At 73.7% G+C, this 21,686-nt stretch carries 22 protein-coding genes; 12 read left to right on the forward strand and 10 right to left on the reverse strand.

Translation table 11 applies throughout. The annotated features are described in order from the left end of the window. Positions 1-15: 15 nt before the first annotated feature. The 3 genes from H7827_RS00525 to H7827_RS00535 all read right to left on the reverse strand — a co-directional run bounded on the left by H7827_RS00525 (position 16) and on the right by H7827_RS00535 (position 3,104). Positions 16-972 (reverse strand): sugar kinase, encoded by a 957-nt coding sequence (locus H7827_RS00525; RefSeq protein WP_386540928.1) that lies wholly within the window; start codon positions 970-972, stop codon positions 16-18. A gap of 49 nt (positions 973-1,021) precedes the next feature. Continuing rightward, positions 1,022-2,167: a galactonate dehydratase gene (gene dgoD / locus H7827_RS00530; RefSeq protein WP_432741674.1), complete on the reverse strand. Its 1,146-nt coding sequence runs from the start codon at positions 2,165-2,167 to the stop codon at positions 1,022-1,024. A gap of 109 nt (positions 2,168-2,276) precedes the next feature. Further along, positions 2,277-3,104: an SDR family NAD(P)-dependent oxidoreductase gene (locus H7827_RS00535; protein WP_432741677.1), complete on the reverse strand. Its 828-nt coding sequence runs from the start codon at positions 3,102-3,104 to the stop codon at positions 2,277-2,279. A 143-nt stretch (positions 3,105-3,247) separates the two neighbouring features. On the opposite strand from H7827_RS00535, the gene H7827_RS00540 reads away from it, so the two are divergent. After that, positions 3,248-4,117 (forward strand): hypothetical protein, encoded by an 870-nt coding sequence (locus tag H7827_RS00540; protein ID WP_432741679.1) that lies wholly within the window; start codon positions 3,248-3,250, stop codon positions 4,115-4,117. Between the two features lie 59 nt (positions 4,118-4,176). On the opposite strand, the gene H7827_RS00545 is transcribed toward H7827_RS00540, so the two are convergent. The 5 genes from H7827_RS00545 to H7827_RS00565 all read right to left on the reverse strand — a co-directional run bounded on the left by H7827_RS00545 (position 4,177) and on the right by H7827_RS00565 (position 9,229). Next, a complete protein-coding gene (locus tag H7827_RS00545) occupies positions 4,177-4,989 on the reverse strand; it encodes an SAM-dependent methyltransferase (protein WP_386540933.1) in 813 nt (270 codons plus the stop codon). 74 nt (positions 4,990-5,063) lie between these two features. Beyond that, the gene (locus tag H7827_RS00550; RefSeq protein ID WP_432741681.1) at positions 5,064-5,756 is read right to left on the reverse strand and encodes an aspartate/glutamate racemase family protein; all 693 of its coding nucleotides are present in this window, start codon (positions 5,754-5,756) and stop codon (positions 5,064-5,066) included. Further along, complete coding sequence (locus tag H7827_RS00555) at positions 5,753-6,481, reverse strand: AroM family protein (RefSeq protein ID WP_432741683.1); 729 nt, start codon at positions 6,479-6,481, stop codon at positions 5,753-5,755. The genes H7827_RS00550 and H7827_RS00555 overlap by 4 nt, the downstream gene beginning before the upstream one ends. Positions 6,482-6,489: 8 nt before the next feature. Then, positions 6,490-8,208, reverse strand: coding sequence for an OPT family oligopeptide transporter (locus tag H7827_RS00560; RefSeq protein ID WP_432741685.1), 1,719 nt, complete (start codon positions 8,206-8,208; stop codon positions 6,490-6,492). Positions 8,209-8,254: 46 nt separating this feature from the next. After that, positions 8,255-9,229: a DUF1177 domain-containing protein gene (locus H7827_RS00565; RefSeq protein ID WP_432741687.1), complete on the reverse strand. Its 975-nt coding sequence runs from the start codon at positions 9,227-9,229 to the stop codon at positions 8,255-8,257. Positions 9,230-9,499: 270 nt separating this feature from the next. Here H7827_RS00565 and H7827_RS00570 point away from each other — a divergent pair, with 270 nt between their 5' ends. Then, complete coding sequence (locus tag H7827_RS00570) at positions 9,500-10,360, forward strand: IclR family transcriptional regulator (RefSeq protein WP_432741689.1); 861 nt, start codon at positions 9,500-9,502, stop codon at positions 10,358-10,360. Positions 10,361-10,442: 82 nt separating this feature from the next. Continuing rightward, positions 10,443-11,174: a dipeptidase PepE gene (pepE, locus tag H7827_RS00575; RefSeq protein WP_432741691.1), complete on the forward strand. Its 732-nt coding sequence runs from the start codon at positions 10,443-10,445 to the stop codon at positions 11,172-11,174. An 81-nt stretch (positions 11,175-11,255) separates the two neighbouring features. Here the strand turns inward: pepE and argG are convergent, their stop codons facing one another. Beyond that, entirely contained in the window at positions 11,256-12,701 is a 1,446-nt protein-coding gene (gene argG / locus H7827_RS00580; protein WP_030737796.1) for an argininosuccinate synthase, read from the reverse strand. A gap of 152 nt (positions 12,702-12,853) precedes the next feature. On the opposite strand from argG, the gene H7827_RS00585 reads away from it, so the two are divergent. Next, positions 12,854-14,047: a sensor histidine kinase gene (locus tag H7827_RS00585; protein WP_432741694.1), complete on the forward strand. Its 1,194-nt coding sequence runs from the start codon at positions 12,854-12,856 to the stop codon at positions 14,045-14,047. A 26-nt stretch (positions 14,048-14,073) separates the two neighbouring features. Next, on the forward strand, positions 14,074-14,454 hold the full coding sequence (locus H7827_RS00590; protein WP_386539012.1) for a response regulator: 381 nt from the start codon (positions 14,074-14,076) through the stop codon (positions 14,452-14,454). Positions 14,455-14,467: 13 nt separating this feature from the next. Here H7827_RS00590 and H7827_RS00595 read toward each other — a convergent pair whose 3' ends face one another. Then, on the reverse strand, positions 14,468-15,148 hold the full coding sequence (locus H7827_RS00595) for a response regulator (protein WP_200362383.1): 681 nt from the start codon (positions 15,146-15,148) through the stop codon (positions 14,468-14,470). Positions 15,149-15,745: 597 nt separating this feature from the next. Between H7827_RS00595 and H7827_RS00600 the strand changes: the two genes are divergently transcribed. The 7 genes from H7827_RS00600 (at position 15,746) to H7827_RS00630 (ending at position 21,648) form a co-directional block, all read left to right on the forward strand. Next, entirely contained in the window at positions 15,746-16,411 is a 666-nt protein-coding gene (locus H7827_RS00600; RefSeq protein ID WP_432741695.1) for a LuxR C-terminal-related transcriptional regulator, read from the forward strand. Positions 16,412-16,560: 149 nt separating this feature from the next. Beyond that, the gene (locus H7827_RS00605) at positions 16,561-17,223 is read left to right on the forward strand and encodes a DedA family protein (protein ID WP_432741697.1); all 663 of its coding nucleotides are present in this window, start codon (positions 16,561-16,563) and stop codon (positions 17,221-17,223) included. Continuing rightward, entirely contained in the window at positions 17,220-17,498 is a 279-nt protein-coding gene (locus tag H7827_RS00610) for a hypothetical protein (protein ID WP_432741699.1), read from the forward strand. Before H7827_RS00605 ends, H7827_RS00610 begins: the two co-directional genes overlap by 4 nt. Continuing rightward, positions 17,392-18,453, forward strand: a complete 1,062-nt coding sequence (locus H7827_RS00615) for a sensor histidine kinase (protein WP_432741702.1) — start codon at positions 17,392-17,394, stop codon at positions 18,451-18,453. Before H7827_RS00610 ends, H7827_RS00615 begins: the two co-directional genes overlap by 107 nt. Beyond that, complete coding sequence (locus H7827_RS00620) at positions 18,441-19,085, forward strand: response regulator transcription factor (protein WP_386539020.1); 645 nt, start codon at positions 18,441-18,443, stop codon at positions 19,083-19,085. Before H7827_RS00615 ends, H7827_RS00620 begins: the two co-directional genes overlap by 13 nt. Beyond that, positions 19,082-19,942 (forward strand): hypothetical protein, encoded by an 861-nt coding sequence (locus H7827_RS00625; RefSeq protein WP_432741704.1) that lies wholly within the window; start codon positions 19,082-19,084, stop codon positions 19,940-19,942. The genes H7827_RS00620 and H7827_RS00625 overlap by 4 nt, the downstream gene beginning before the upstream one ends. Positions 19,943-20,106: 164 nt before the next feature. Continuing rightward, on the forward strand, positions 20,107-21,648 hold the full coding sequence (locus H7827_RS00630) for an MDR family MFS transporter (RefSeq protein WP_386539024.1): 1,542 nt from the start codon (positions 20,107-20,109) through the stop codon (positions 21,646-21,648). Positions 21,649-21,686: the final 38 nt, after the last annotated feature.

The following is a 21,686-nucleotide window of genomic DNA, read 5'->3' on the forward strand; positions in this document are numbered from 1 at the left end:
GCGCCGTCCGCGGGATCAGCGGATGGCGCTGCCGGGCGGGGCCTGCAGGAGGGCGAGTTCGTCGCGGTGCGGCAGCCCCTCCCAGTCGCCGTGCGCGGCGACGGTGAACGCGGCGACGGTGCCCGCCCGGCCCAGCCGCTCCGCTGCTTCCAGACCGTCCAGCAGGCCCGACAGATAGCCGGCGCAGAAGGCGTCGCCCGCGCCGACGGTGTCGACGGCGGTGACCCGGTGGGCGGGCTGGTGGAGATGGCGGCCGTCCGCTCCGTACAGGTCGGCGCCCTCGCCGCCGCGTTTGACGATCACCTCGCGGGCCCCGGCGGCCAGCAGTTCGTTCACGTCGCCGCAGATCAGGGGCAGTTCGTCGTCGGAGGCGATGAGGATGTCGACCCGGTCCCGCAGCCGCCGCAGCGTCTCGGTGGCCTGCTCCGTACTCCACAGCCGGGTGCGGTGGTTGATGTCGAGGACCACGGTCCAGCCGTGCTCGCGGGCGTGGTCGGCGGCGGCGGTCACGGTGGCGAGGGGCCCGGGGCCCAGCGCGCAGGTGATGCCGGTGAGGTGCAGCACGCGGGCGCCCGCCGCCAGCGCCGCCGCCAGGTGGGCGGGCCGCTGCCCGGAGGCGGCCGAACCGGCGCGCCAGTAGTGCACCCGGTTGACGCCGCCCACCAGGCGTTCGCGCAGCAGCGCGCCGGTGGGTGCCCGCGGGTCGGTGGTGACGTGGCGTACGTCGACGCCCTCGCCGCGCAGGGTCCGCAGGATGAGCCGTGCCGGCTCGTCCGCGCCCAGCCGCCCGGCCCACGCGACCCGGTGGCCCAGGCGGGCCAGGCCGATGGCGACGTTGGACTCGGCGCCGGCCACGGCGGTGCGGGCCGGGGCTCCGCCGGTGAGCGGGGCCTCGGTCTGCCAGGACAGCATGGTCTCGCCGAAGGTGAGGACATCGGCGGGTGCGGTCGCGGGGTCCGGGGAGGATGTCATACGAGGGGCTCCGGTGGGTCGGCGGGCGGGAGCGTGGGCCGGGGCGGGGTCACCATTCGGCGAAGGAGCCGTCCTGGTGCCGCCAGATCGGCCCGCGCCAGTCGGGGGCGCTGTTGTCGGCCGCGCGTACCGCCCGTTCGTCGACCTCGATGCCGAGTCCGGGCGCGGTGGGGCGCAGGAAGCTGCCGTCGTGGAAGCGGAACACCTCGGGGTCGGCGAGGTAGTCCAGGACCTCGGCGCCCTGGTTGTAGTGGATGCCGATGCTCTGTTCCTGGATGAGGAAGTTGGGGGTGCTGAAGGCGATCTGGAGGCTGGCGGCGAGCGAGACCGGGCCCAGGGGACAGTGCGGCGCGAGCGGGATGTCGAAGGTCTCGGCGAGCGCGCCGATGCGGCGGACCTCGGAGATGCCTCCGGCGTGCGAGAGGTCCGGCTGGAGGACGGCCACCCCGGCGCGCAGGGCGGGCAGGACATCGGTGCGCGAGTACAGCCGTTCCCCGGTGGCGATCGGCACCGGGGAGCCGGCCACCAGGTCTCCCAGCAGATGGGTGTACTCGGGCAGGACCGGCTCCTCGGCGAAGAGCGGGTTGAAGGGGGCCAGGTGCGGCAGGACCTTGCGGGCGTTGCCGGCGGTGAAGCGGCCGTGGAAGTCGACGGCGAAGTCCCGGTCGGGGCCGAGCACCTCGCGCGCGGCGGCGGCGCGCCCGATCACGTCGTCGATGTCGCGGGTGGTGGCCAGCCGGTTCATCCGGCCGCAGGCGTTCATCTTGACGGCGGAGAAGCCGGCCTCGACCAGGGCGGAGACCGCGTCAAAGATCTCGGCGGGCTCGTCGCCGCCCACCCAGCTGTAGGTGCGGACCCGGTCGCGCACCGGGCCGCCGAGCAGCACGTGGACGGGCGCGCCGAACGATTTGCCCGCGATGTCCCACAGCGCCTGGTCGAGCCCGGCGACGGCGCTGGAGAGCACGGGGCCGCCCCGGTAGAAGGAGCCCTTGGTCATCACCTGCCAGTGGTCCTCGATGCGCAGCGGGTCCTTGCCGATCAGGAGTTCGGCCAGCTCGTGGACGGCGGTGCGGACGGTGGCGGCGCGGCCCTCGACGACGGGTTCGCCCCAGCCGACGATGCCGTCGTCGGTCTCGACCCGGCACAGCAGCCAGCGGGGCGGAACGGCGAAGGTTTCGATGCGGGTGATCTTCACGGGGCGCTCCTGCGCGGGAGGGTGACGGGGTGACGGGCGGGTGTCGGGTGGAGGGCGGGTGGGGTGTCGGCGGGGGTCGCGGATCGGGACCGCGGGCCGGGGGCCCCGGTCAGGAGGAGGTCTTCAGCACGCTCCATCCCCCGTCGACGACGAGGGACGTGCCGGTGACGAAGGAGGCGTCCGGGCCGGTGAGGAAGGCGATGGCGCCCGCCACCTCCTCGGGGCGGCCCAGCCGGCCCAGCGCGGTCTGTCCGGCGCTGGCCCGCCGGTCCTCCTCGCCGATGTCCTCCCAGGCCCGGGTGAGGATCGGGCCGGGGAGCACGGCGTTCACCCGCACCTCGGTGCCGTACTCGACCGCCAACTGCCGCATGAGCCCGGTCAGCGCGGCCTTGGAAGCGGCGTAGGCGGGCCGGCCCGGCATGCCGACCAGCGCGTGCACGGAGGAGACGAACACGGCGCTGCCGCCGGTGCCACGCAGGTCGGACAGGCAGGCCCGGAAGCCGAGGAAGGATCCGGTGAGGTTGACGGACAGCTGCTGCTCCCAGCCGGCCCGGTCCAGGGCGTCGGCGGCGGCGATGCGCACGGTGTAGGCGTTGCTGACGAGGGCGGAGACCGGGCCGAAGTGCTCGTGCGCGGTGTGCAGGACGCCGTCCCAGTGCGCTTCGTCGGAGACGTCGCCGTGCCGGTAGACGGCGTGGCCGCCGGCGGCCCGGATGGCGGCGGCGGTGTCCTCTCCCGCGGCGTCCGCCACGTCGACCAGGACGACTCCGGCGCCGTCGGCGGCCAGCCGGTGGGCGGTGGCGGCGCCGATGCCGGAGGCGGCTCCGGTGACGACGGCGCAGTGGCCGGTGAAGTGGTTCACGCGCGGCTCCCGGGCGGCTGTGCGGCGGCAAGAGGGGGTGGGCGCCGGCCGTTCGGCACGGCCAGCAGGCGCCATTAAATATGAATTAATGGTGCCTGCCAAGGGTTCGCGCGGGATCCCGGCCGCGTGCCGCGCGGTCTGTACAGGCCGCCCGCCGCGTCGTACCGTCCGCCGAGCGCGTCCCCCTGCTCCCGACCCTCCGAGGAACGGACCCCCCCATGCCGCTGCGTACCGGGCGAGGTTCCCAGGTGGCCACCGCCGGCCTCCTGCTCCTGACCGCCCTGCTGTTCTCCGCTCCGCCGGCCGCCGCCGCGGACACCTGGACCGAGGTGGGCTCCGACCGGGCCGATCCGCTGACCGAGAGTCAGGGGCTGACCTCGGTGGAGATCCCGGCCAACAGCCCCTTCCGCTACACCGGCATCGGCACCATCCCCGCCGATCTGCGGCTGCGCGGCTGGAACCATGTCGGGGACCCCGACGCCTCCTACGACGGCCACTACATCGAGCCCTACCAGCGGGATTCGGGCACCACCAAGATGTACCGGGTGCAGGCGCCGGACGGGCGGTGGTCGGAGTACGTGCACACCCTGGGCCCCGGGGAGGCGCTGAACAACTCCTGGGTCGCCATCTCGCCCGACGGGCAGTGGATGCTGTCCGGCGAGTACGGCACGATGAGCCGGCTGCTGGTCTTCCCCACCCCGGGGATCAACCCGGACACCTCGCCGTCGGCCGACCTCCCCCAGGTCTCCACCGTGCACCTGGACCGCCCGGTGCGCGACGTGCAGGGCTGCGACTTCTCCGGGCCGACGACGCTGCTGTGCTCCTCCGACGACCCACAGGGCGCCCTGTTCGGCATCACCAAGCCGCTGCTGCAGGTCGATCTCTCCGACCGGCCGAACGGCGGGGCGGATGTGACGGGGCGGGTGACGGCGCTGCGTCAGCTCCCGCTGCGCAGCGGCTGCTCGGGCGCCTTCGAGGTGCAGGGCATCGACTACGACCGGCGCTCGGGCACGCTGCGGGTGATCGTCATGTCCCCGGGCTTCTGCGTGCTGACGGACAGTGTGACCTACCGCTTCACCCGGAGCTGACCCCGGCGGGACCGCCGCGCCACGAGCGCGGCGGTCCGCGGTGCGCGGCCGGCCCGGCGTCAGGGCTTCCTGGCCACCAGACCCCACTGGTACAGCTGGTCCTGCGGCGGTTCCACCTCCGGGTGGTCGGGGCGCCAGCGCGCGATCGGGCCCAGGCCGGGCGGCAGCAGCTCCAGGCCGGCGGCCGTGGCGGCCAGCTGCTCCTTCGAGCGCGGGTAATACGGTGCCGCGCCGGCGGCGGCGTAGTCCTCGCAGACAGCGATGACCACGGGGTCGTCGATGCTGTCGCAGGTCACCAGGTAGCTGCCGGAGGGCAGCCGCCGCATGTACTCCTGGACGAGTTCGGCGGCCGGGTCGGGCTCGATGTGGCCGAGCATCGACAGCAGCATGAGGGCGACGGGCTGTTCCAGGTCGAGGTCGGCCCCGGCGCGTTCCAGCATGACGTCCACGTCCATGACGTCGGCGTCGAGATAGGTGGTCGCGCCCTCCGGAGTGGAGGTGAGCAGCGCCTGGGACTGCAGCAGGACGGTGGGGTCGGTGTCGGCGTAGACGATCCGGGAGTCCGGGGCGTAGCGCTGGGCGACCTGGTGGGTGTTCTCGGCGGTGGGCAGACCGCTGCCGACGTCGAGGAACTGGCGGACGCCGACATCGCGGGCGAGGTGGCGGACGGCGCGGCCGAGGAACTCGCGGGACGCCACCGCGATGCCGGCGATGGCCGGGTACTCCTCCCGCAGGGCGTCCCCCAGCTCCTTGTCGACGGGGTACCAGTCGTCACCGCCGAGCCAGTAGTTCCAGAACCGCGCGGAGTGCGGCACGGTGGTGTCGATCTTGAGCGGGGCGGGGCGGTCGTGGGCGTCGTCGGCTGTGCTCATGGCGGCCTCCCTGGAAGCTGAACCGTTTCCCCATGGTGGGCTCCCGGTCGCCATCTGTCACCCGCCCACGCCTGTCACTCCCGTACCGCGCCGTCTCCGGAGCGGGGGCGGGGCACCTGCGGCGGGGCCGCCGGCGACGAGGAGCGCAGGGCCAGCAGGCCCGCCGCCAGCACCGCGTCCACCGCCGGCACGCCCAGTTCGCGCTCCAGCCGGGGCGCGATGCCGATGGTGGTCAGCCCGGTGCAGGCCAGCAGCAGGGTGTCCGCCCCGTCCGCGACGAGTTCCGCGGCGGCCGCGGACACCGCCGCGGCGCCCTCGGGGGTGGTGAGGCCGACGGTGTCGTGCACCCCCTCGGGGCGGCGGTGGCCCGCGTGGTGCGGGCCGAGCACCTTGGCGATGGCCGGTGGTACCTCGTCCCGGATGCCGATCACCCCGACGCGGGTGCCCAGGCCGAGCGCCACCCCGGCCGCGGCCGTGCCGGCGCCGATGACCGGCACGGCGAGGGCCGCCCGGGTGGCGGCGAGGGCGGGGTCGGCCGCGCAGCTGATGAGGACGGCGTCCGCGCCGTCGCGTTCCAGCGCGCGGGCCAGGTCGACGATCTTCGGTGCGGCGCGGCGCTCGCTCTCCTCGTCATGGATGCCGCGCGGCTGGCCCGGGATGCAGCGCGAGTCGGTGCGCAGGCCGAAGCGCTCCCGCAGGAGCCGGCCGTGCCCGTCCACCTGTACGGGGTCCTCGCTGGTCAGGACGCGGACGATGCCGACGGTCATGCGGGGTCTCCGGTGCGGTGGTGGGCGGTGGCGACCTCGGCGGCCAGCCGGACGGCGAGGGAGCGGGCGAGCAGCACCGGACGTCCGGTGGCCGCGGCGGCGGCGCGGCGCATGCGTTCGGTGTAGCCGATGCAGTCCAGCACGATCCACGCGCTGCCCCGGTCGGCCAGTTCGGCCGCGGCGCGCGCGACCTGGTCGAGCGGGGCGTCGCCGGGGGCGTACGGGTCGGCCGCGCTCACCCGTACCGGGCCGTCCAGGACGGTGCTCCAGCGCCGCCCCACGTCGTCCGCCTGATCCGCGTGCGGGCAGCAGACGCCCACCGGGTCGCCGCCGGTGACGGCGGCGACGGCGCGCTGCACCAGCGGTTCGGCGAACAGCAGCGGGCGGGTGGCCGGCAGCTGGGGGAAGTTCCCGGTGCACAGCACCAGGGTCGCGCCGGCGCCGTCCGCCTCGGCGCGGGCCACCGCGCGGGCCATCCGGGGCAGCAGCGCGTGGTGGCCGAGTTCCACGGAGCGGCCGTCGCGCAGCCGGGAGACGAGGGGAGTCTCGCCGGGCGCGGGGGCGAGCGCGGCGCGGGTGGCCCGCTCCTCCGGTCCTTCGAAGCGGTCCTCGTCGAGGGCGCCGTGTTCGGTGTACGCCGCGCCGCCCAGCAGCGGGGCCGCGTCCTCGTGCAGATCGGTACGGGGTGCCTGGCCGATGGTGACCAGGCCCAGGATCGCGCTCATGCGGGGCCTCACAGGGTCTTGGTGAGCTGGCCGACGTCGTTGACGGAGCTGCCGGCGATGAGTCCGGCGCCGACCAGGGACAGGTCGTTCTCGGCTTCCTCGTCGGAGGCCCGGCGGGCGGCCGGGTCGGTGATGCCGCGCCGGCGCCACACGGTGTAGCCGGTGCGGACGGCCAGGGCGCCCAGGACCATCCAGCCGGCGGCGGGGGTGGCCACCAGCAGACCGGTGGCGAGCAGCACACCCATCTGCCGGGAGGAGCCGCCGATGGCCTGGATCAGGGCGCCGGGGATGGCCCACAGCAGGAGCGTGCCCATCACGCCGGGGTCCAGGCCGGCCAGGATGGTGGCCACGTAGACCTCGGAGACGGGCGGGATGCGCCCTTCCTCGAAGAAGCTCTTCCAGGCGATGGCGACGATGATCAACGCCACCGCGAAGCCGACGAGCTGGGCGAGGTACTGCTGGCGGCGGCCGTCCATCTCGTACGGCCGCCAGGGGGTGGCGTCCTTGCGCAGCAGCCAGCCGGCCTTGAAGTCGTAGCCGATGTCGGCGAAGGCCGGTCCGGTGGAGGCGGTGTAGCCGACGAGCAGCGCGAGCGGGACGGTCTCGATCTTCAGCACCAGGCCGACGATCAGCACGATGAGGGTGACCGCGAAGGCCGGGAACCAGCCCGAGTGCATGGCGGCCAGCCCCACGATGAGCTGGTGGACCAGGGCGGCGGTGGCGGCCAGCAGCACCCAGCCGATGAGGCCGGGCAGTGACATGCCGCCGGCTATCCCGCCGGTGAGGGCCACCACGACGGCGCCGCCGAGGAAGAGCACCATGCCCTGGATCAGGCCGCGCCGCAGCTGGGCGGCGTCCTTGGTGCGGGTCTCCGGGCCGGCCGGTGCCGGGTCCTGCGCGGCGTCCCGCGGGGTGGCGCCCGGGTGGGCGGGGGCCTCGGCGGGCTCGGCCGCGCCGCGGCGGCTCTTGCGGTTGCGCATCAGCAGGACGGCCTGGATCAGGGCGACGATGCCCGCGCCGACCATCAGTCCGTGCGGGATGAACTCCTGCGAGAGGTTGACGTCGAAGATCCCGGGCGCGTACTGGGCGATGAGCAGTCCGATGCCGAACATGGCCAGCGCCCAGATGTTGCCGAGGAAGCCGACTCCGGCGGCGGCGGTGGGGAGCTTGGCGAGGGCGCCCAGGAGTCCGGCGACGGCGCTGACGCCGAGCACGGCGGCCTTGCGTCCGCCGGTGTCGCCCGCCTTGATCGTCTCGGCGGAGGCGATGCCGGCCGGCCAGGCGTTGGAGGCGGCCAGCAGCTTGGAGTCGAAGACCCGGTACAGGACCCAGCTGTCCACGGCCAGGCCGATGGCGGCACCGCCGAGCATCGGCCACACCAGGTCGGTGCGGCCCAGCGCGAAGGGCACCGCGATGGGGGTGAGCAGCGAGTTCGCGGCGGCGAAGGTGGCCCCGGAGATGGCGGACTGGACGAGGTTCTGCCGGTGCGGGGAGCGCATCCGGACCAGGATGCCCAGCGGGATGCGGCCGACCAGCATGGCGACCAGGGCGCCGATCACCGAGGTGTTCGGCGAGACGCCGAGCGAGGTGATCAGCACGATGCCGATCAGCGCGCCGAGTACGGACATCGCGATCGTGATGACGAGCGTGATGGGTTCGAAGGCGCGCGGGTGCCGCTGCCCGGGCTCCGCCGTAGCGGCCGGCGGAGTGGAAAGACTCGGTTCCACGGGGGACTCCTGGTGGTGCGTGCGTCGGACCGGGGAGGTCGGGACGTCAGGACGGGAGCGACTGCAGGTGGGTCATGGGGCCGTACAGCTCGACGAGCCGGGCGAACTCGGCCGGGTCGTGGAAGCGGGCGCCGCCGCGGCCGAACTCCTTGGCGGTCTCGATGGCGAACCGGGCGGCGGCGGCGATGTCGCTCTCGTGGCTGGCGCCGGTGGCGCAGCCGGCGACGGGGGTCGCGGCGGTCACGGCCAGGCCCACCACGGGGGCGGTGGTGGCGACGGCGGGCTGCAGGATGGAGTTGATGTGGTGCACGTCGTTGCCGTAGGGCGTGATGTCCTGGGTGGTGACAGGCAGCACCCGGGCGGGCTCGCCGGTGACGCTCTCCAGCACGGACAGCAGGTCCTCGCTCACCCGCAGGATCCAGCCCTGGTGGATGGTGGGCGACAGGGCGATGCCCCGGTGGCTGAGCAGGCGGTTGCCCTTGGTGGTGTCGATGGAGATGATCGCCTCCATCGCGGGCGAGACCTCCTGGTGGTTGCAGGTCAGGGTGTCCACGGGGGAATCCATGAACGGCACCGGGTCGTGCGGCTGGGTCGGGGCCCAGCCGCTGACGTGGGTGGACAGCAGCACGTCTCCGTCGAGGACGTCGCCCCTGGCGTGCATGTCCAGCAGCTTGGCGGCGGCGGCCAGGGCGGCCACGGCGCCGTCGGCGTCGGAGACCATGCCGATGCGCTCGGGGCGGGCGCCCACCCCGCCGAGCCGGCCGAGTACGCCGAGGGTCGGGGCGTCGCCGCCGGCGAGGCGGCCGTCGCGGCCGGGGACGGTGACGGCGACGAAGTCGGTGCTGCCCTTGTCCCCGGTGAGGGTGGTCACCTCGACGCGGACGCCGGCGGGGGCGCCGGCGGTGTCACCGGCCTCGGCCGCCGCGGTGGCGTGCACGGTGCGCAGATGGTCCGCCAGCAGCTCCCCGCCGGTCTGCGGGCGGTCCAGCAGTTCGATGATGTCGAGGACGTGCTTGAGCACGGGGGGTCCTTTCACTGGGGCGCGCCCGGGGGACGGAAGGGGTCGTCCGGGTCGCGCCGGCCGCGCCGTCGCGGTGCTGTGGGAGATGTCGCCGGCTCCGTCGTCGCCCCGGGGGATGGCGTGGGCGGGCGGGCCGGGCGGACGGGCCGGGATTCCGGCGGGCCGCCGTACCGGTCGGCCGTACGGGCGGCCGGTGCGCGTACAGAATCCGCGCGCTGTTCACCGTAACGCAATAGTTTCTCTATATGCGGGACGGTTTACACTCCTGGCATGACGGCGACCCATCCCCTGGGAGATCCCGTGTCGGAAAGCGTCTCTGTTCCGACCGACCGGGACCAGAGAACCGACAAACCCCCGCTGCAGACCGCCGACCGGGTCCTGAGCCTGCTGCTCTCCTTCGACCGGGACCATCCCGAGTGGGGGGTGAGCGATGTCGCGGCCGAGTTCGGCCTGGACAAGTCGGTGGCCCAGCGGCTGCTCGCCGCCCTGGCCCACCGCGGCTTCGTGGTCTCCGAACCGCGCACCCGCCGCTACCGGCTGGGGCCCGCCGTGTGGCATCTGGCCAAGGTGTGGGAGCGCGACGGGGGCATGGCGAGCCTGGTACGGCCGGTGCTGCGCTCGCTGTCCGACACCGTCGGGTACGGGGTGCTGTTCGCGGTGCCGGACGGCGTGCACATGCGCTGCGTCGCGGCAGTGGACGGCGCTTCCGGACCGCTGCGCGCCCACGATCTGACCGGGGAGCTGTACCCGGCCCACGCCGGAGCCACCTCGCGGGCGTACTTCGCGATGCTGCCCGCCAGGGACCGGGCGGCGCTGCTGTACGGTCGCCCGATGGCCCGGTTCGGCGAGCGGACGCTCACCGATCCGGTCCTCCTGGAGGAGCGGTTCGCCGAGGCCAGGCAGAGCGGCTATGCCTGCTCGGAGGGCGAGTACGACAACGAGACCGCCGCCGTCGCGGTGCCCGTGCTGGTCGGGCGGCGCCCGGTGGGCACGCTGTCGGTCGCCGGGCCCAGCGGCTTCTTCGGGGAGCGGCCCACCGCCGTGGTCGCCCCGCTGACGAAGGCCGCAGCCGACCTGGGCCGGCTGCTCACCCCGCTGCGTCCGCGCCGAGCCCCCGTCGACCCGCACTGAACCCGACCGGCGGGCACCCGCCCGGCGCCGGACCGACCTGATCCCACCCGACCCGCCTCACCACCACGGAAGGAAGCACCCCGTGCGCCTGCTGCTGCTCTCCAACTCCACCGCCCCCGGGCACGGCCCCCTCGAACACGCCCGTGCGGAGATCGCCGACGCCCTCGGCAGCGCCCGCCGGATGCTGTTCGTGCCCTACGCGCAGGCCGACCACGACGCGTACACGGCGGCGATCGCCGGGGCGCTGGCCCCGCTGGGGGTGGAGGTGCGGGGCGCGCACACCGCCGACCGGCCCGCAGCGCTGCTGGAGGAGGCCGACGCGGTGTTCATCGGGGGCGGCAACAGCTTCCGGCTGCTGACCGCGCTGCACCGGCACGGCCTGATCCCGGCGATCCGGGCGAAGGTGGCGGCGGGGGCGCTGTACATGGGGTCGAGCGCCGGCACCAACATGGCGTGCCCCACCCTGCGCACCACCAATGACATGCCGATCGTCCAGCCGCCGTCCTTCGACGCGCTGGGCCTGGTGCCGTTCCAGATCAATCCGCACTACCTGGACCCGGTGCCGGGCAGCACCCACATGGGCGAGACCCGGGCGAAGCGGATCGCGGAGTTCCACGAGGAGAACGACGTGCCGGTGCTGGGGCTGCGCGAGGGCACCTGGGTGCGCGCCGATCAGGGGCGGCTGACGCTCGGGGGCGTCGCGGCCGGCGCGGTGCTCTTCGGGCGCGGGCGCGCGCCGGTGGAGTACGGTCCCGGCGCCGATCTGAGCGCGCTGCTGAACACCGAGCCGGCCTTCGACAACCCGCTGGGCTGAGCCGGGGGTCGGAAACGGGACAACGCGAGGGAGGGCCGGACGCCGCGGCGGCGTCCGGCCCTCCCCGCTTCCCGTCACCGGTCAGTCGTTGCCCAGCTCCATGGCGGCGCGGTCCAGCAGCTCGTCGTCGCCGGACACCTCACCGCGGGAGGCGATGGCCTCGGCCCCGCCCTCCGGCATGGCGCCGATCAGCCCGGTGGCGGCGGCCTGGGCGGCGCCGGTGGCCGGACCCGCCGGACCGATCAGGCCGATCCCGGCGTACTGCTCCAGCTTGGCGCGCGAATCGGCGATGTCGAGGTTGCGCATGGTGAGCTGGCCGATGCGGTCCACCGGACCGAACGCCGAGTCCTCGGTGCGCTCCATGGACAGCTTGTCCGGGTGGTAGCTGAAGGCAGGGCCGGTCGTGTCCAGGATCGAGTAGTCCTCGCCGCGCCGCAGCCGCAGCGTCACCTCGCCGGTGACGGCCGCGCCGACCCAGCGCTGGAGGGACTCGCGCACCATGAGCGCCTGCGGGTCCAGCCAGCGGCCCTCGTACATCAGCCGGCCCAGGCGGCGGCCCTCGGCGTGGTACTGGGCAAGGGTGTCCTCGTTGTGGATCGCGTTGACCAGCCGCTCGTACGCGGCGTGCAGCAGGGCCATGCCCGGCGCCTCGTAGATGCCGCGGCTCTTGGCCTCGATGATCCGGTTCTCGATCTGGTCGGACATGCCCAGGCCGTGCCGGCCGCCGATGGCGTTGGCCTCCATCACCAGTTCGACGGAGGAGGCGAACTCCTTGCCGTTGATCGTCACCGGCCGGCCCTGCTCGAAGCCGATCGTCACGTCCTCGGTGGGGATCTCGACCGAGGGGTCCCAGAACCGGACGCCCATGATCGGCTCCACGGTCTCCACCCCGGTGTCCAGGTGCTCCAGGGTCTTGGCCTCGTGGGTGGCGCCCCAGATGTTGGCGTCGGTGGAGTACGCCTTCTCGGTGCTGTCGCGGTAGGGCAGGTCGTGTGCGAGCAGCCACTCGGACATCTCCTTGCGACCGCCGAGCTCGGTCACGAAGTCGGCGTCCAGCCACGGCTTGTAGATCCGCAGCTGCGGGTTGGCCAGCAGGCCGTACCGGTAGAAGCGCTCGATGTCGTTGCCCTTGAACGTGGAGCCGTCGCCCCAGATCTGGACGTCGTCCTCCAGCATCGCGCGCACCAGCAGGGTGCCGGTGACGGCACGGCCCAGCGGCGTGGTGTTGAAGTACGCGCGACCACCCGAGCGGATGTGGAACGCCCCGCAGGCCAGCGCGGCGAGCCCTTCCTCCACCAGTGCAGCGCGGCAGTCGACCAGCCGGGCGATCTCGGCGCCGTAGGTCTTGGCGCGGCCGGGCACCGAGGCGATGTCGGGCTCGTCGTACTGGCCGATGTCGGCGGTGTAGGTGCACGGGACGGCACCCTTGTCGCGCATCCACGCGACCGCGACCGAGGTGTCGAGACCACCGGAGAAGGCGATGCCGACGCGCTCGCCGGCGGGGAGGGAGGTGAGGACCTTGGACATGGGAAGAGTATGCACAAATACGCATGATCATGCAAAGTCGGGGGTCGGACCGGGAGATCATCCGCGAGACGGGGCACGCCACCCCTTTTCCGGCGGGAGACTCATTCGTTCGAGCGATGCCACCTCAGGGCGCGGCCCCTACTGTCTGGGCGATGACCTCGTTCCCGCTGCACAGGCCGCACGTCATCGATCCGCTGGTCGCTCTCGCCGCCGTCTCCCCGGCGCTGCTGGATCAGGCCACCACCGACAACTCCCAGGCCGCCTGGACAGCCCTGCTGATCCACTCCGCGATCGCCTTCTGCGGGCTGCTCATCAGGCGTTGGTGGCCGCTGACCGGGTTCGCCGGGATGCTGCTCACGCTGGCCACCGTGGAGATCTGGTGCGCGGCCCAGGAGGTCCAGCTCGGCAATCTGGCGGTGCTGCCGCTGGCGTTCTCGCTGTACGCGGTCGGCGCGTACTGCACGCTGCCGCGCGCGCTGGCCGGGCTGTGCGGCGGCACCGTCGCGGTCTGCCTGGGGGTGATGGTCAACCACGCCACCGCCACCACCGACTGGCGCGGCGGCTCCGACGTGTTCGCGACCGTGGCACCGGTGCCGGTGGCCTGGGCGCTGGGCATCGTGGTGCAGAGCCACCGGCTGACCCTGAAGGCGGTACGGCAGCGGGTCGCCGACGCCCAGCGCGAGCACACCCTGCTGGCCGAGCGCGCGGCGGCGGCCGAGCGGGTGCGGATCGCCCGTGACATGCACGACGTGGTGGCCCACTCGCTGACCCTGCTGGTGGTGCACGCCGAGACGATGCGCGCCAGATCCGGTGACCTGCCCCCGTGGGCGAGCCGGCAGGTGGACGCACTGGCCGCCGCCGGGCGGCAGGCGACGGTGGAGATGCGCGAGCTGCTCGGCGTGCTGCGCAACGGGACGCCGGAGAAGGCCCCGCTGGCCCCCGCCCCCTCGTTCGCCGAACTGCCCGCCCTGATGGAATCCGCCCGGCAGGCCGGCAACCCGGTCCGGCTGGAGACCCGCGGCGATCCCGCCGGCCTGCCCAAACCCGTGCAGCTGACGTGTTATCGGATCGTCCAGGAGACCCTCGCCAACGCGCGCCGGCACGCGCCGGGCGGCGCGGTGGACATCGAGGTGGCGGTCGAGGAGAGCGCCCTGCGGCTCGCGGTGCGCTCGGAGACCTCCCCGTACCCGGTGGTGCCGGTCCAGGGGGCGGGCACCGGGTTGCAGGGGATGCGGGAGCGGGTGGCGGCGCTGGGCGGCGCGTTCGCCTCCGGCGACACCGGGGACGGCGGTTTCCTGGTCACCGCGTCCGTGCCACTTCCCGAGCGGGCGGCGCGGGCGTGGTGAGAGCGGAGCCGCGGCCGATCACCGTCGTGATCGCCGACGACGAGCGCACCATGTGCGAGAGCCTGGAGCTGATCCTGCACGCCCAGCAGGGCCTTGAGGTCGTGGGGATCGCGACCGACGGGCAGACGGCGCTGCGCGTGTGCGCCGAGCTGCGGCCGGATGTGGCGCTGCTGGATGTGCGGATGCCGGGGGGCGACGGGCTGTGGGTGCTGTCCTCGCTGGCCGGCCGGGGGCTGGTGGGGGCCGGCGGCATCCAGGTGCTGATGCTCACCACCTTCGACAGCGGCCGGTACCTGGCGGACGCGGTCGCGCACGGGGCCCGCGGGGTGCTGCTCAAGAGCCTGCCGTGGGAGGAACTGGTGGCGGCGGTACGGGCGGCGGCCGGCGCCGGCGGGCACCGGCCCTGAACGCCGGGGCGGTTCAGCACGGTCCGGCCCGGCGCACCAGGGCGGCGGCCTGGCCGCGATCACGGCAGTCGGTCTTGCTGAGCAGCCGGGAGACATGGGACTTGACGGTGTGTTCCGACACCGAGAGCCGCTGAGCGATCTCCAGGTTGCTCAGGCCCTCCCCCAGTAACCGGAGCACATCGCGTTCACGGGCGGTCAGCCCGGCGAGCCGGGCCGCGTCGGAGGCGTCCACCGTACGGTCGGACCGGCCCCTGACGTAGCCGTCGATGATGCGCCGGGTCACGCTGGGGCTCAGGAAGCCCTCCCCCTGGGCGGCGGCCCTGACCCCGGCGAGCACCTCCTCGTAGGAGCTGCTCTTGAGCAGGAAGCCGCTCGCCCCGCCCGCCAGGGCCTCGTCCACGTACTCGTCGAGACTGAAGGTGGTGAGCATCAGCACCCGGCAGCCGCCGTGCCCCAGCAGCCCGCGGCGAGCCAGCTCGGCGAGCACCCACAGGCCGTCGCCCTGCGGCATGCGGACGTCCAGCAGCAGGACGTCCGGGCTGCGCTCGGCGCACTGCCGCACCGCCTGCAGGCCGTCGCCCGCGCTGCCGACAACACACAGATCCCGCTGCGTCTCCAGGATGAGCCGCAGTCCCTCCCGTACCACCGGTTCGTCGTCCGCGATCACCACGGACACATGGCGCTCCGTTCCCATCGTCACCTTTTCCCCAAGGTCGCGTGCCACGTGACCCGTCCCCGCGGGAGCGAAGATGCCGCCGGCGTCCCCCTGGTCGGGGAGGACGCGAGAACAGCTGCCGTGCACGGGCGGGTCTGTGTGCGGTGGTGTCATCCTCATTGACGACGCGTGGCGCTTCAAGGCCGCACCTTCGGCACCCATGGGCGGACCGGTGACGGAGCCGCGGGGCGGGTGCGGGCTCCGTCGGGCGGCGGAGGGGCGGCCACCGCCGGCGGGGGCGGCATCATCCTCAAGAGTGCATGGGGCGGGCGGGGATGCATCCTTAGCGGCGATGCCCGCGTTCGCACAGGTGTGCTGTCATGAGCGAGCGCTCACGAGTTCCGCCGGTATCACTGCCACGCGCGGTGTCCCGACCACACACCGTCCCAACCGAACTGGCCTCACAGCTCTCCGGCGCACGGTTATCGCGTCATGCGATCACGGGGCCCTGACCAGGAGTTGACTTCGCACCTGCCGTTTTCCCGGCAAGGCGGGCGGAGTTCGGGCGCGCGCGCCCGAATGCGGCATCGCGCGCTGTGCTTCACGCCTTTCGTGCCACTCCCCGACGGAGAACACATGCGTAACGAGCACCACAGCACCATTCGGATCGCTCTCGTCGACGACGAGGGGCTGGCGCGGGACGGCTTCAGTGCCGTCCTCACCCACGAGGAGGGAATGGAGTTGCTGACCGTCACGGATTCGCCCCGGGACGCGCTGATGACCGCGGAGAGAACGGATCCCGATGTGATCCTCACGGATCTGACGGTCGGCCAGGAACGCTCCCTGGAGATCCTCGCCCAGGCCCAGGGTTTACGCGCGAAGCTCATCGTCATCACCAGCCGGGACACCGAGGAGTCCCTCTTCCGCGCCCTCAAGCTCGGCGCCCGCGGCTACCTGCTGAAGTCCACCACCCGGAACGAACTCATCGAGGCGGTACGGGCGGTGGCGCGCGGCAACGCGTACCTGTGCCCGGTGATGGTCTCCCTCATGCTGGACCGCTTCAAGATCCTGCCGCCCGCCAACGGACCGCACGGCGGCGCCTTCTCCGAGCTGAGCGAACGCGAGGTGGAGGTGCTCAAGGGGATCGCGCTGGGCATGTCCAACAACGAGATCGCCCAGGAGATGAGCCTGACCATCGCCACCGTGAAGTCCCATGTCTCGAATGTGCTGTCCAAACTGGGGCTGCGCGACCGGCTCCAGGCCGGGATCCTCGCCCACCGCAAGGGCTTGACCCCGCACTGAGCGGCACTGTGGTACTCCGCAGTACGGGGGTGCGCGGCACCGCACGGCACCGGCCGCCCAGCCCCATGGCCGGGCCCGACGGCCGCTGGCAGACTGGCACACGGCAAGGACCCGCCGCCGGCGGGACGGCCGGAGAGGAGCACCCGACGGTGGACGCGGACACCCTGGCGACGGCGGCCGGCCACGCCGAACCGTGGGCGTACGCGGTGCTGTTTCTGGCCACCGCCGCGCCGCTGGCGCCCAACGGCACCCTCGTGGTGGTCGCCGGGGCGCTGGCGGCACGCGGCGACCTGTCGCTGCCGCTGGTGGCGGGCGCCGTGCTGGCGGGCACGCTCACCGGCGATCTCGGACTGTACGGCACGGCACGGCGGCTGCGCGGCCGGACGCGGGAGCGGGCCTGGCCGCTGATCGCCGCCGCCCGCCGGGAACAGCTGGCCGGGCTGATCGGCGCGGCCTCGGCCCGGTTACGGCGCGGCGGTGCCTTTCTGGTGCCGCTGCGTTTCGTGCCCTGCGGCCGGGCGACCGGCGCGGCGGCGGCCGGGCTGAGCGGCTATCCGGCGGCCCGCTACGCGGCGTTCGCCGTGCTGGCCGAGGTGAGCTGGACCGGCCTGTACGTGTCCCTGGGATACGGCGGACACAGCGCGGCCTCCGGGCCGGCCCCGGTGTGGGTGCTGGGCGCGGGGGCGGGCGCGATCGGCGGGGTGTGGTGGCTGCTCGCCCGGCGGCGCCGCGCTCCGGGCCGGCCGCCGGTCGCCGCAGTCCCCCGCACCGTCGCGCCGCTGTCGGCGGGCACGGTCGGGAGCGCGGGATGAGCGGGCGATGGCGGCAGGCCGCCGCCATGGCGCTGGCCCGTACGGTGCACGCCCTGCTGGACGTGGTGGCGGGCGTGGTGGCGCTGGTGACCCTGATCGCGCTGCCTGTGACCGGGCACCGGCGGTGGCGCCGGGCCGGGTTCCGGCTGCGCCAGGACATCCTGCTGCGTGCCGGACGGGCCGAACGGGCCAGGCTGCGCTCGTGCGGCGTCGCCGAGGTGCCGGACCCGGCCGCCGCCGTCCCCCCCGCCGCGCGCCGGGCGGCCCGCCGGTGACGCCGGCGCCGAGGCGTACCACGAGGTGCTGGCCGACACCGAGCGGCGCACCCACTCCTGGCTGGTGTCCCGGGTGACGGTCGGTCTGCCGGTGGGCGCCGCGGTGCTGCTGTGCTGGTCCTTCGGTGTGGCGCTGGTGACCGCGCCGCTGTACCGCGCCGATCCGCAGTTCCTGGGCGAGGCGGTCCGGGTGCTGGCCGGGGCCGTCGCGCTGGCGCTGGCGCCGTGGATCGCGCACGCGCTGGCGCAGTGGGACGCCAGGACCGCGCACCGGCTGCTGGGGCCGGGCGAACCGGCCCGGCTGGCGGCCCGGGTACGGGCGCTGATCCGCTCGCGGGCCTCGGTGGTGGAGGCGGTGGACGCCGAGCGGCGGCGCATCGAGCGGGATCTGCACGACGGGGTGCAGCAGCAACTGGTGGCGCTGGCCCTGCTGCTGGCGAGCGCGCGGCGCACCGCGAGCCGGGTGGCGGACGGCAAGCGGCCGGGCGTGGACCTGCTGCCCTCCCTGGACCGGGCGCACGAGAACGCGCTCCAGGCGCTGACCGAACTGCGCGACGTGGCCTGGCGGGTGTATCCGGCCATTCTTGATGACCGCGGACTGGACGCGGCGCTGTCCGCGCTGGCCGAACGCTCCGCGGTGCCGGTGCGCATCGACTACCGGCTTCCGTGGCGGCTGCCGCCGGGGATCGAACCGGTGGCGTACTTCGCGGTGTCGGAGGCGGTCACCAACGCGGCCAAGCACGCGGCGGCCGATCTCATCCGGGTCACCATCCGCGCGGAGGGCGAGCGTGCTCTCATAGTGATCGAGGACGACGGAGTGGGCGGCGCGGACACCTCGGGGGCGGGGCTTTCGGGGCTGATGCGCAGGGTCTCCGCCGTCGAGGGTGAGATGTCCGTGACCAGTCCGGTGGGCGGGCCCACCGTGATGACCGTGGAGTTGCCGTGCGCGTCGTGATCGCCGAGGATTCCGTACTGCTGCGCGAGGGGGTGGCGCGGCTGCTGGAGGACGAGGGGCACGAGGTGGTGGGCCGGGCCGGCGACGCGGTCGAGCTGATCACGGAGGTGGAGAAGCACACCCCGGACGTGGCGGTGGTGGATGTGCGGATGCCGCCGACCCACACCGACGAGGGGCTGAAGGCGGCGCTGCTGATGCGTCAGCGCTGGCCCTCGATGGGCGTGCTGGTGCTGTCGCAGTACGTGGAGGAGCGGTACGCCACCGAGTTGCTCACCCATGACGCCGGGGGCATCGGCTATCTGCTGAAGGACCGGGTCGCCCGGGTCGAGGAGTTCATGGACGCCCTGGAGCGGGTCTCGCAGGGCGGCACGGCGCTGGACCCGGTGGTCATCCGGCAGTTGTTCGCGCGCAGCAGGCGCACCGATCCGCTCAGCACGCTCACCGAGCGTGAATCGCGGGTGCTCTCACTGATGGCCGAGGGGCACACCAATGATTCCATCGCGCGGCAGGTGTATGTCTCCAGCAGCGCGGTGGAGAAGCATGTCAATTCCATTTTCCGCAAATTGGGCCTGGACATGGCGGAGGGTTCGCACCGGCGCATTCTGGCCGTGGTCCACTATCTGAAGTCATGACGCGCGCGGACGGGGGCACGGAGACCGGCGCGGGCCGGGACGCGGGCGCGGCCGGGCCGGCCGGCACCGTACGGGAGGGCCCGCCGGGGCACCCGGCGCCGGACCGCAGGCTGCTGGTCACCGGCGGGCTCGCGGCGGCGTGCGTGGTGCTGTTCCTGAGCGTGTTCATCGCCTCGCACCTCACCCGGACCAGCGGGCAGCAGGAGACCGTCCACAGCGGGGAGTTCGCGCGGATCGAGATCAGCGCGGGGAACGCGGTCACGGTCCGGGCCGATCCGGCGGCCGACGCCGTACGGGCCCGGTGGGAGCTGAGCTGGTCGCTGCTGGAGCCTCGGGTGATCGAGGAGTCGGACGGCGACACGCTGCGGCTGTCGGTGCGCTGCGCCGGGCTGCCGGGGCGCGGCTGCGACTCCTCGGTGACGCTGACGGTGCCGGTAACGGCCGCCGTGCGGGTCTCGGCCGGCGGCGCGGTCCGGGTGACCGGGGTGGCCGGCGGCGTGGAGGTGGCGGGCGGCGAGGGCGCCGTGGAGGTCTTCGACAGCGCGGGCCCGGTGCTGCTGCACACCCGCGAGGGCGCGGTGACGGGCACCGGCCTGGCCGGTCCGGCCCAGGTCTCCACCCGGAACGGGGATGTGTCGCTGGGCTTCGCCGCCGCGCCGCCCGAGGTGCGGGTCTCCTCCCGGGACGGCTCGGTCGACCTGGCGCTGCCCGAGCCGCCCGAGGGGTACGCCCTGGAGGTCGCACAGCGCGGCGGCGCCGCGGACATCGCGCTCGCCTCGCGCCCCGAATCCCCCCGTACGGTCTCCATCACCACCCGGGACGGAACGGTGCGGGTACGGCCGTCGGGCGATTCCTGAATTCACCCCGGGGCATTCCGGCGGCCTTCCGCACTCATTCCCGAGGCGGTGCGGAAACCGACCGGAGAATGAACGGGATTCCGTCCGGGGGCCGATGAGCACATCTGCCGATTTCCCTAGCATGGAGTGCGCTCAGCGTCCTTTCCAGGGAAGGCCGGTTCCGCGTGACCAGGAGCGAGACAGCCACGGCTGTCAGCACGGAGGAAGGCCCCGGGCGACTGCCCCGCCGTACCAAGGTGGCGTTGAGCGGGCTCGCGATGGCACTGCTGCTCGCGGTGCTCGACCAGACCATCGTGGCGACGGCGCTGCCCGCCATCGCCCGCGAGTTCCACGCCACCGGGTCCCTGTCGTGGGTGGTGACGGCCTATCTGATCACCACGGTGGCGTCGGCCCCGATCCACGGCAAGCTCGGTGATCTGTACGGACGGCGGCGCACGTTCCTCGTCGCGGTGACCATCTTCGTGGTCGCCTCGGCGCTGGCGGGCGCCGCCACCAGCATCGAGATGCTGATCGCGATGCGCGCGCTCCAGGGTCTGGGCGGAGGCGGCCTGATGAACCTGGCCACCTCCGGCTTCGCCGACCTGGTGCCCGCCTCCGAGCGCGGCCGGGTGCAGGGGTACACGGGCGGGGTGTTCGCGATCGGCAGCATGGGCGGGCCGCTGTTGGGCGGGGTGTTCGCCGAGCACGTGAGCTGGCGCTGGATCTTCTACGTGAACGTGCCGCTGGGGGTGCTGTGTCTGGTCATCACGTATCTCTTCTTCCGGGTGAGCCACACCCCGCGCAGGCCACGCCCCGCCATCGACTACACCGGGGCCGCGCTGCTGGCCGCCGCCGTCACCGCGCTGCTGCTGGTGACGGTGTGGGGCGGCACCGAGTACGCCTGGGGGTCGCCGCAGATCCTGGGCCTGGGCGCGGCGGCGGTGCTGCTGGGCACGCTGTTCTGGTTCCAGGAGCGGCGCGCGGCCGAACCGGTGCTGCCGCCGCGGCTGTTCCGCAACCCGGTGTTCGCGCTGGGGGTGCCGTCCTCCGGGCTGCTGGGGATCGCGCTGTTCGGCACGATCGTGTACGTCCCGCAGTTCGTCGAGGTGAGCCGGGGCACCGGGCCGACCGTCGCCGGCCTCGTGCTGGTGCCGACGATGGGGCTGGCGGTCGGCGCCGGGATGACGGCCGCGATCCGGGTGTCGGCGACCGGCCGCTACCGGCGGTTCCCCATCGCCGGTTCGCTGCTGGTGCTGGCCGGGTTCGGCGGGCTGACGCTGCTGGAGGCGCACACCCCGCTGTGGCAGTTGTTCATCCCGCTGGCGCTGCTGGGGGTGGGGGTGGGGCTGCACATGCAGCTGATGGTCTTCATCGTGCAGAACGCCGTACCGCACGCCGATCTGGGCACCGCCACGGCCGCCACCATGTTCTTCCGGGCGCTGGGCGGCGCGGTGGGCACCGCGCTGTTCAGCGCGCTGATGCTGCGCGGGCTGCGGGACGCGCTACCGCAGGCGGCGCCGGGCATCGACCCCGACGACGCGTACAACGCGATCGCCCATCACACCGGCGGCATAGCGGAGTCGGCGCGCCCCGCGGTGGCCGAGGCGTTCGCCGACTCGATCCATCTGGTGTTCGCCGCCGCGATCCCGTTCGCCGCGGCCATGCTGCTGCTGGCCTGGTTCATCCCCGCGGTGCCGCTGCGCCGCACGGTGCGCGACGGCTCGTAGGACCACCGCCCGCCGACCGTTCTACCGCTCCCCCTACC

This window comes from Streptomyces sp. JH002 (genome assembly GCF_050916115.1).
Lineage (GTDB): Bacteria > Actinomycetota > Actinomycetes > Streptomycetales > Streptomycetaceae > Streptomyces > Streptomyces xiamenensis.

Coding starts and splice junctions, on each gene's coding strand:
- H7827_RS00525 (WP_386540928.1), bottom strand. CDS start 972: ATGACATCCTCCCCGGACCCCGCGACCGCACCCGCCGATGTCCTCACC.
- H7827_RS00535 (WP_432741677.1), bottom strand. CDS start 3,104: ATGGCGCCTGCTGGCCGTGCCGAACGGCCGGCGCCCACCCCCTCTTGC.
- H7827_RS00540 (WP_432741679.1), top strand. CDS start 3,248: ATGCCGCTGCGTACCGGGCGAGGTTCCCAGGTGGCCACCGCCGGCCTC.
- H7827_RS00545 (WP_386540933.1), bottom strand. CDS start 4,989: ATGAGCACAGCCGACGACGCCCACGACCGCCCCGCCCCGCTCAAGATC.
- H7827_RS00550 (WP_432741681.1), bottom strand. CDS start 5,756: ATGACCGTCGGCATCGTCCGCGTCCTGACCAGCGAGGACCCCGTACAG.
- H7827_RS00555 (WP_432741683.1), bottom strand. CDS start 6,481: ATGAGCGCGATCCTGGGCCTGGTCACCATCGGCCAGGCACCCCGTACC.
- H7827_RS00570 (WP_432741689.1), top strand. CDS start 9,500: ATGACGGCGACCCATCCCCTGGGAGATCCCGTGTCGGAAAGCGTCTCT.
- argG (WP_030737796.1), bottom strand. CDS start 12,701: ATGTCCAAGGTCCTCACCTCCCTCCCCGCCGGCGAGCGCGTCGGCATC.
- H7827_RS00585 (WP_432741694.1), top strand. CDS start 12,854: ATGACCTCGTTCCCGCTGCACAGGCCGCACGTCATCGATCCGCTGGTC.
- H7827_RS00595 (WP_200362383.1), bottom strand. CDS start 15,148: ATGGGAACGGAGCGCCATGTGTCCGTGGTGATCGCGGACGACGAACCG.
- H7827_RS00600 (WP_432741695.1), top strand. CDS start 15,746: ATGCGTAACGAGCACCACAGCACCATTCGGATCGCTCTCGTCGACGAC.
- H7827_RS00610 (WP_432741699.1), top strand. CDS start 17,220: ATGAGCGGGCGATGGCGGCAGGCCGCCGCCATGGCGCTGGCCCGTACG.
- H7827_RS00625 (WP_432741704.1), top strand. CDS start 19,082: ATGACGCGCGCGGACGGGGGCACGGAGACCGGCGCGGGCCGGGACGCG.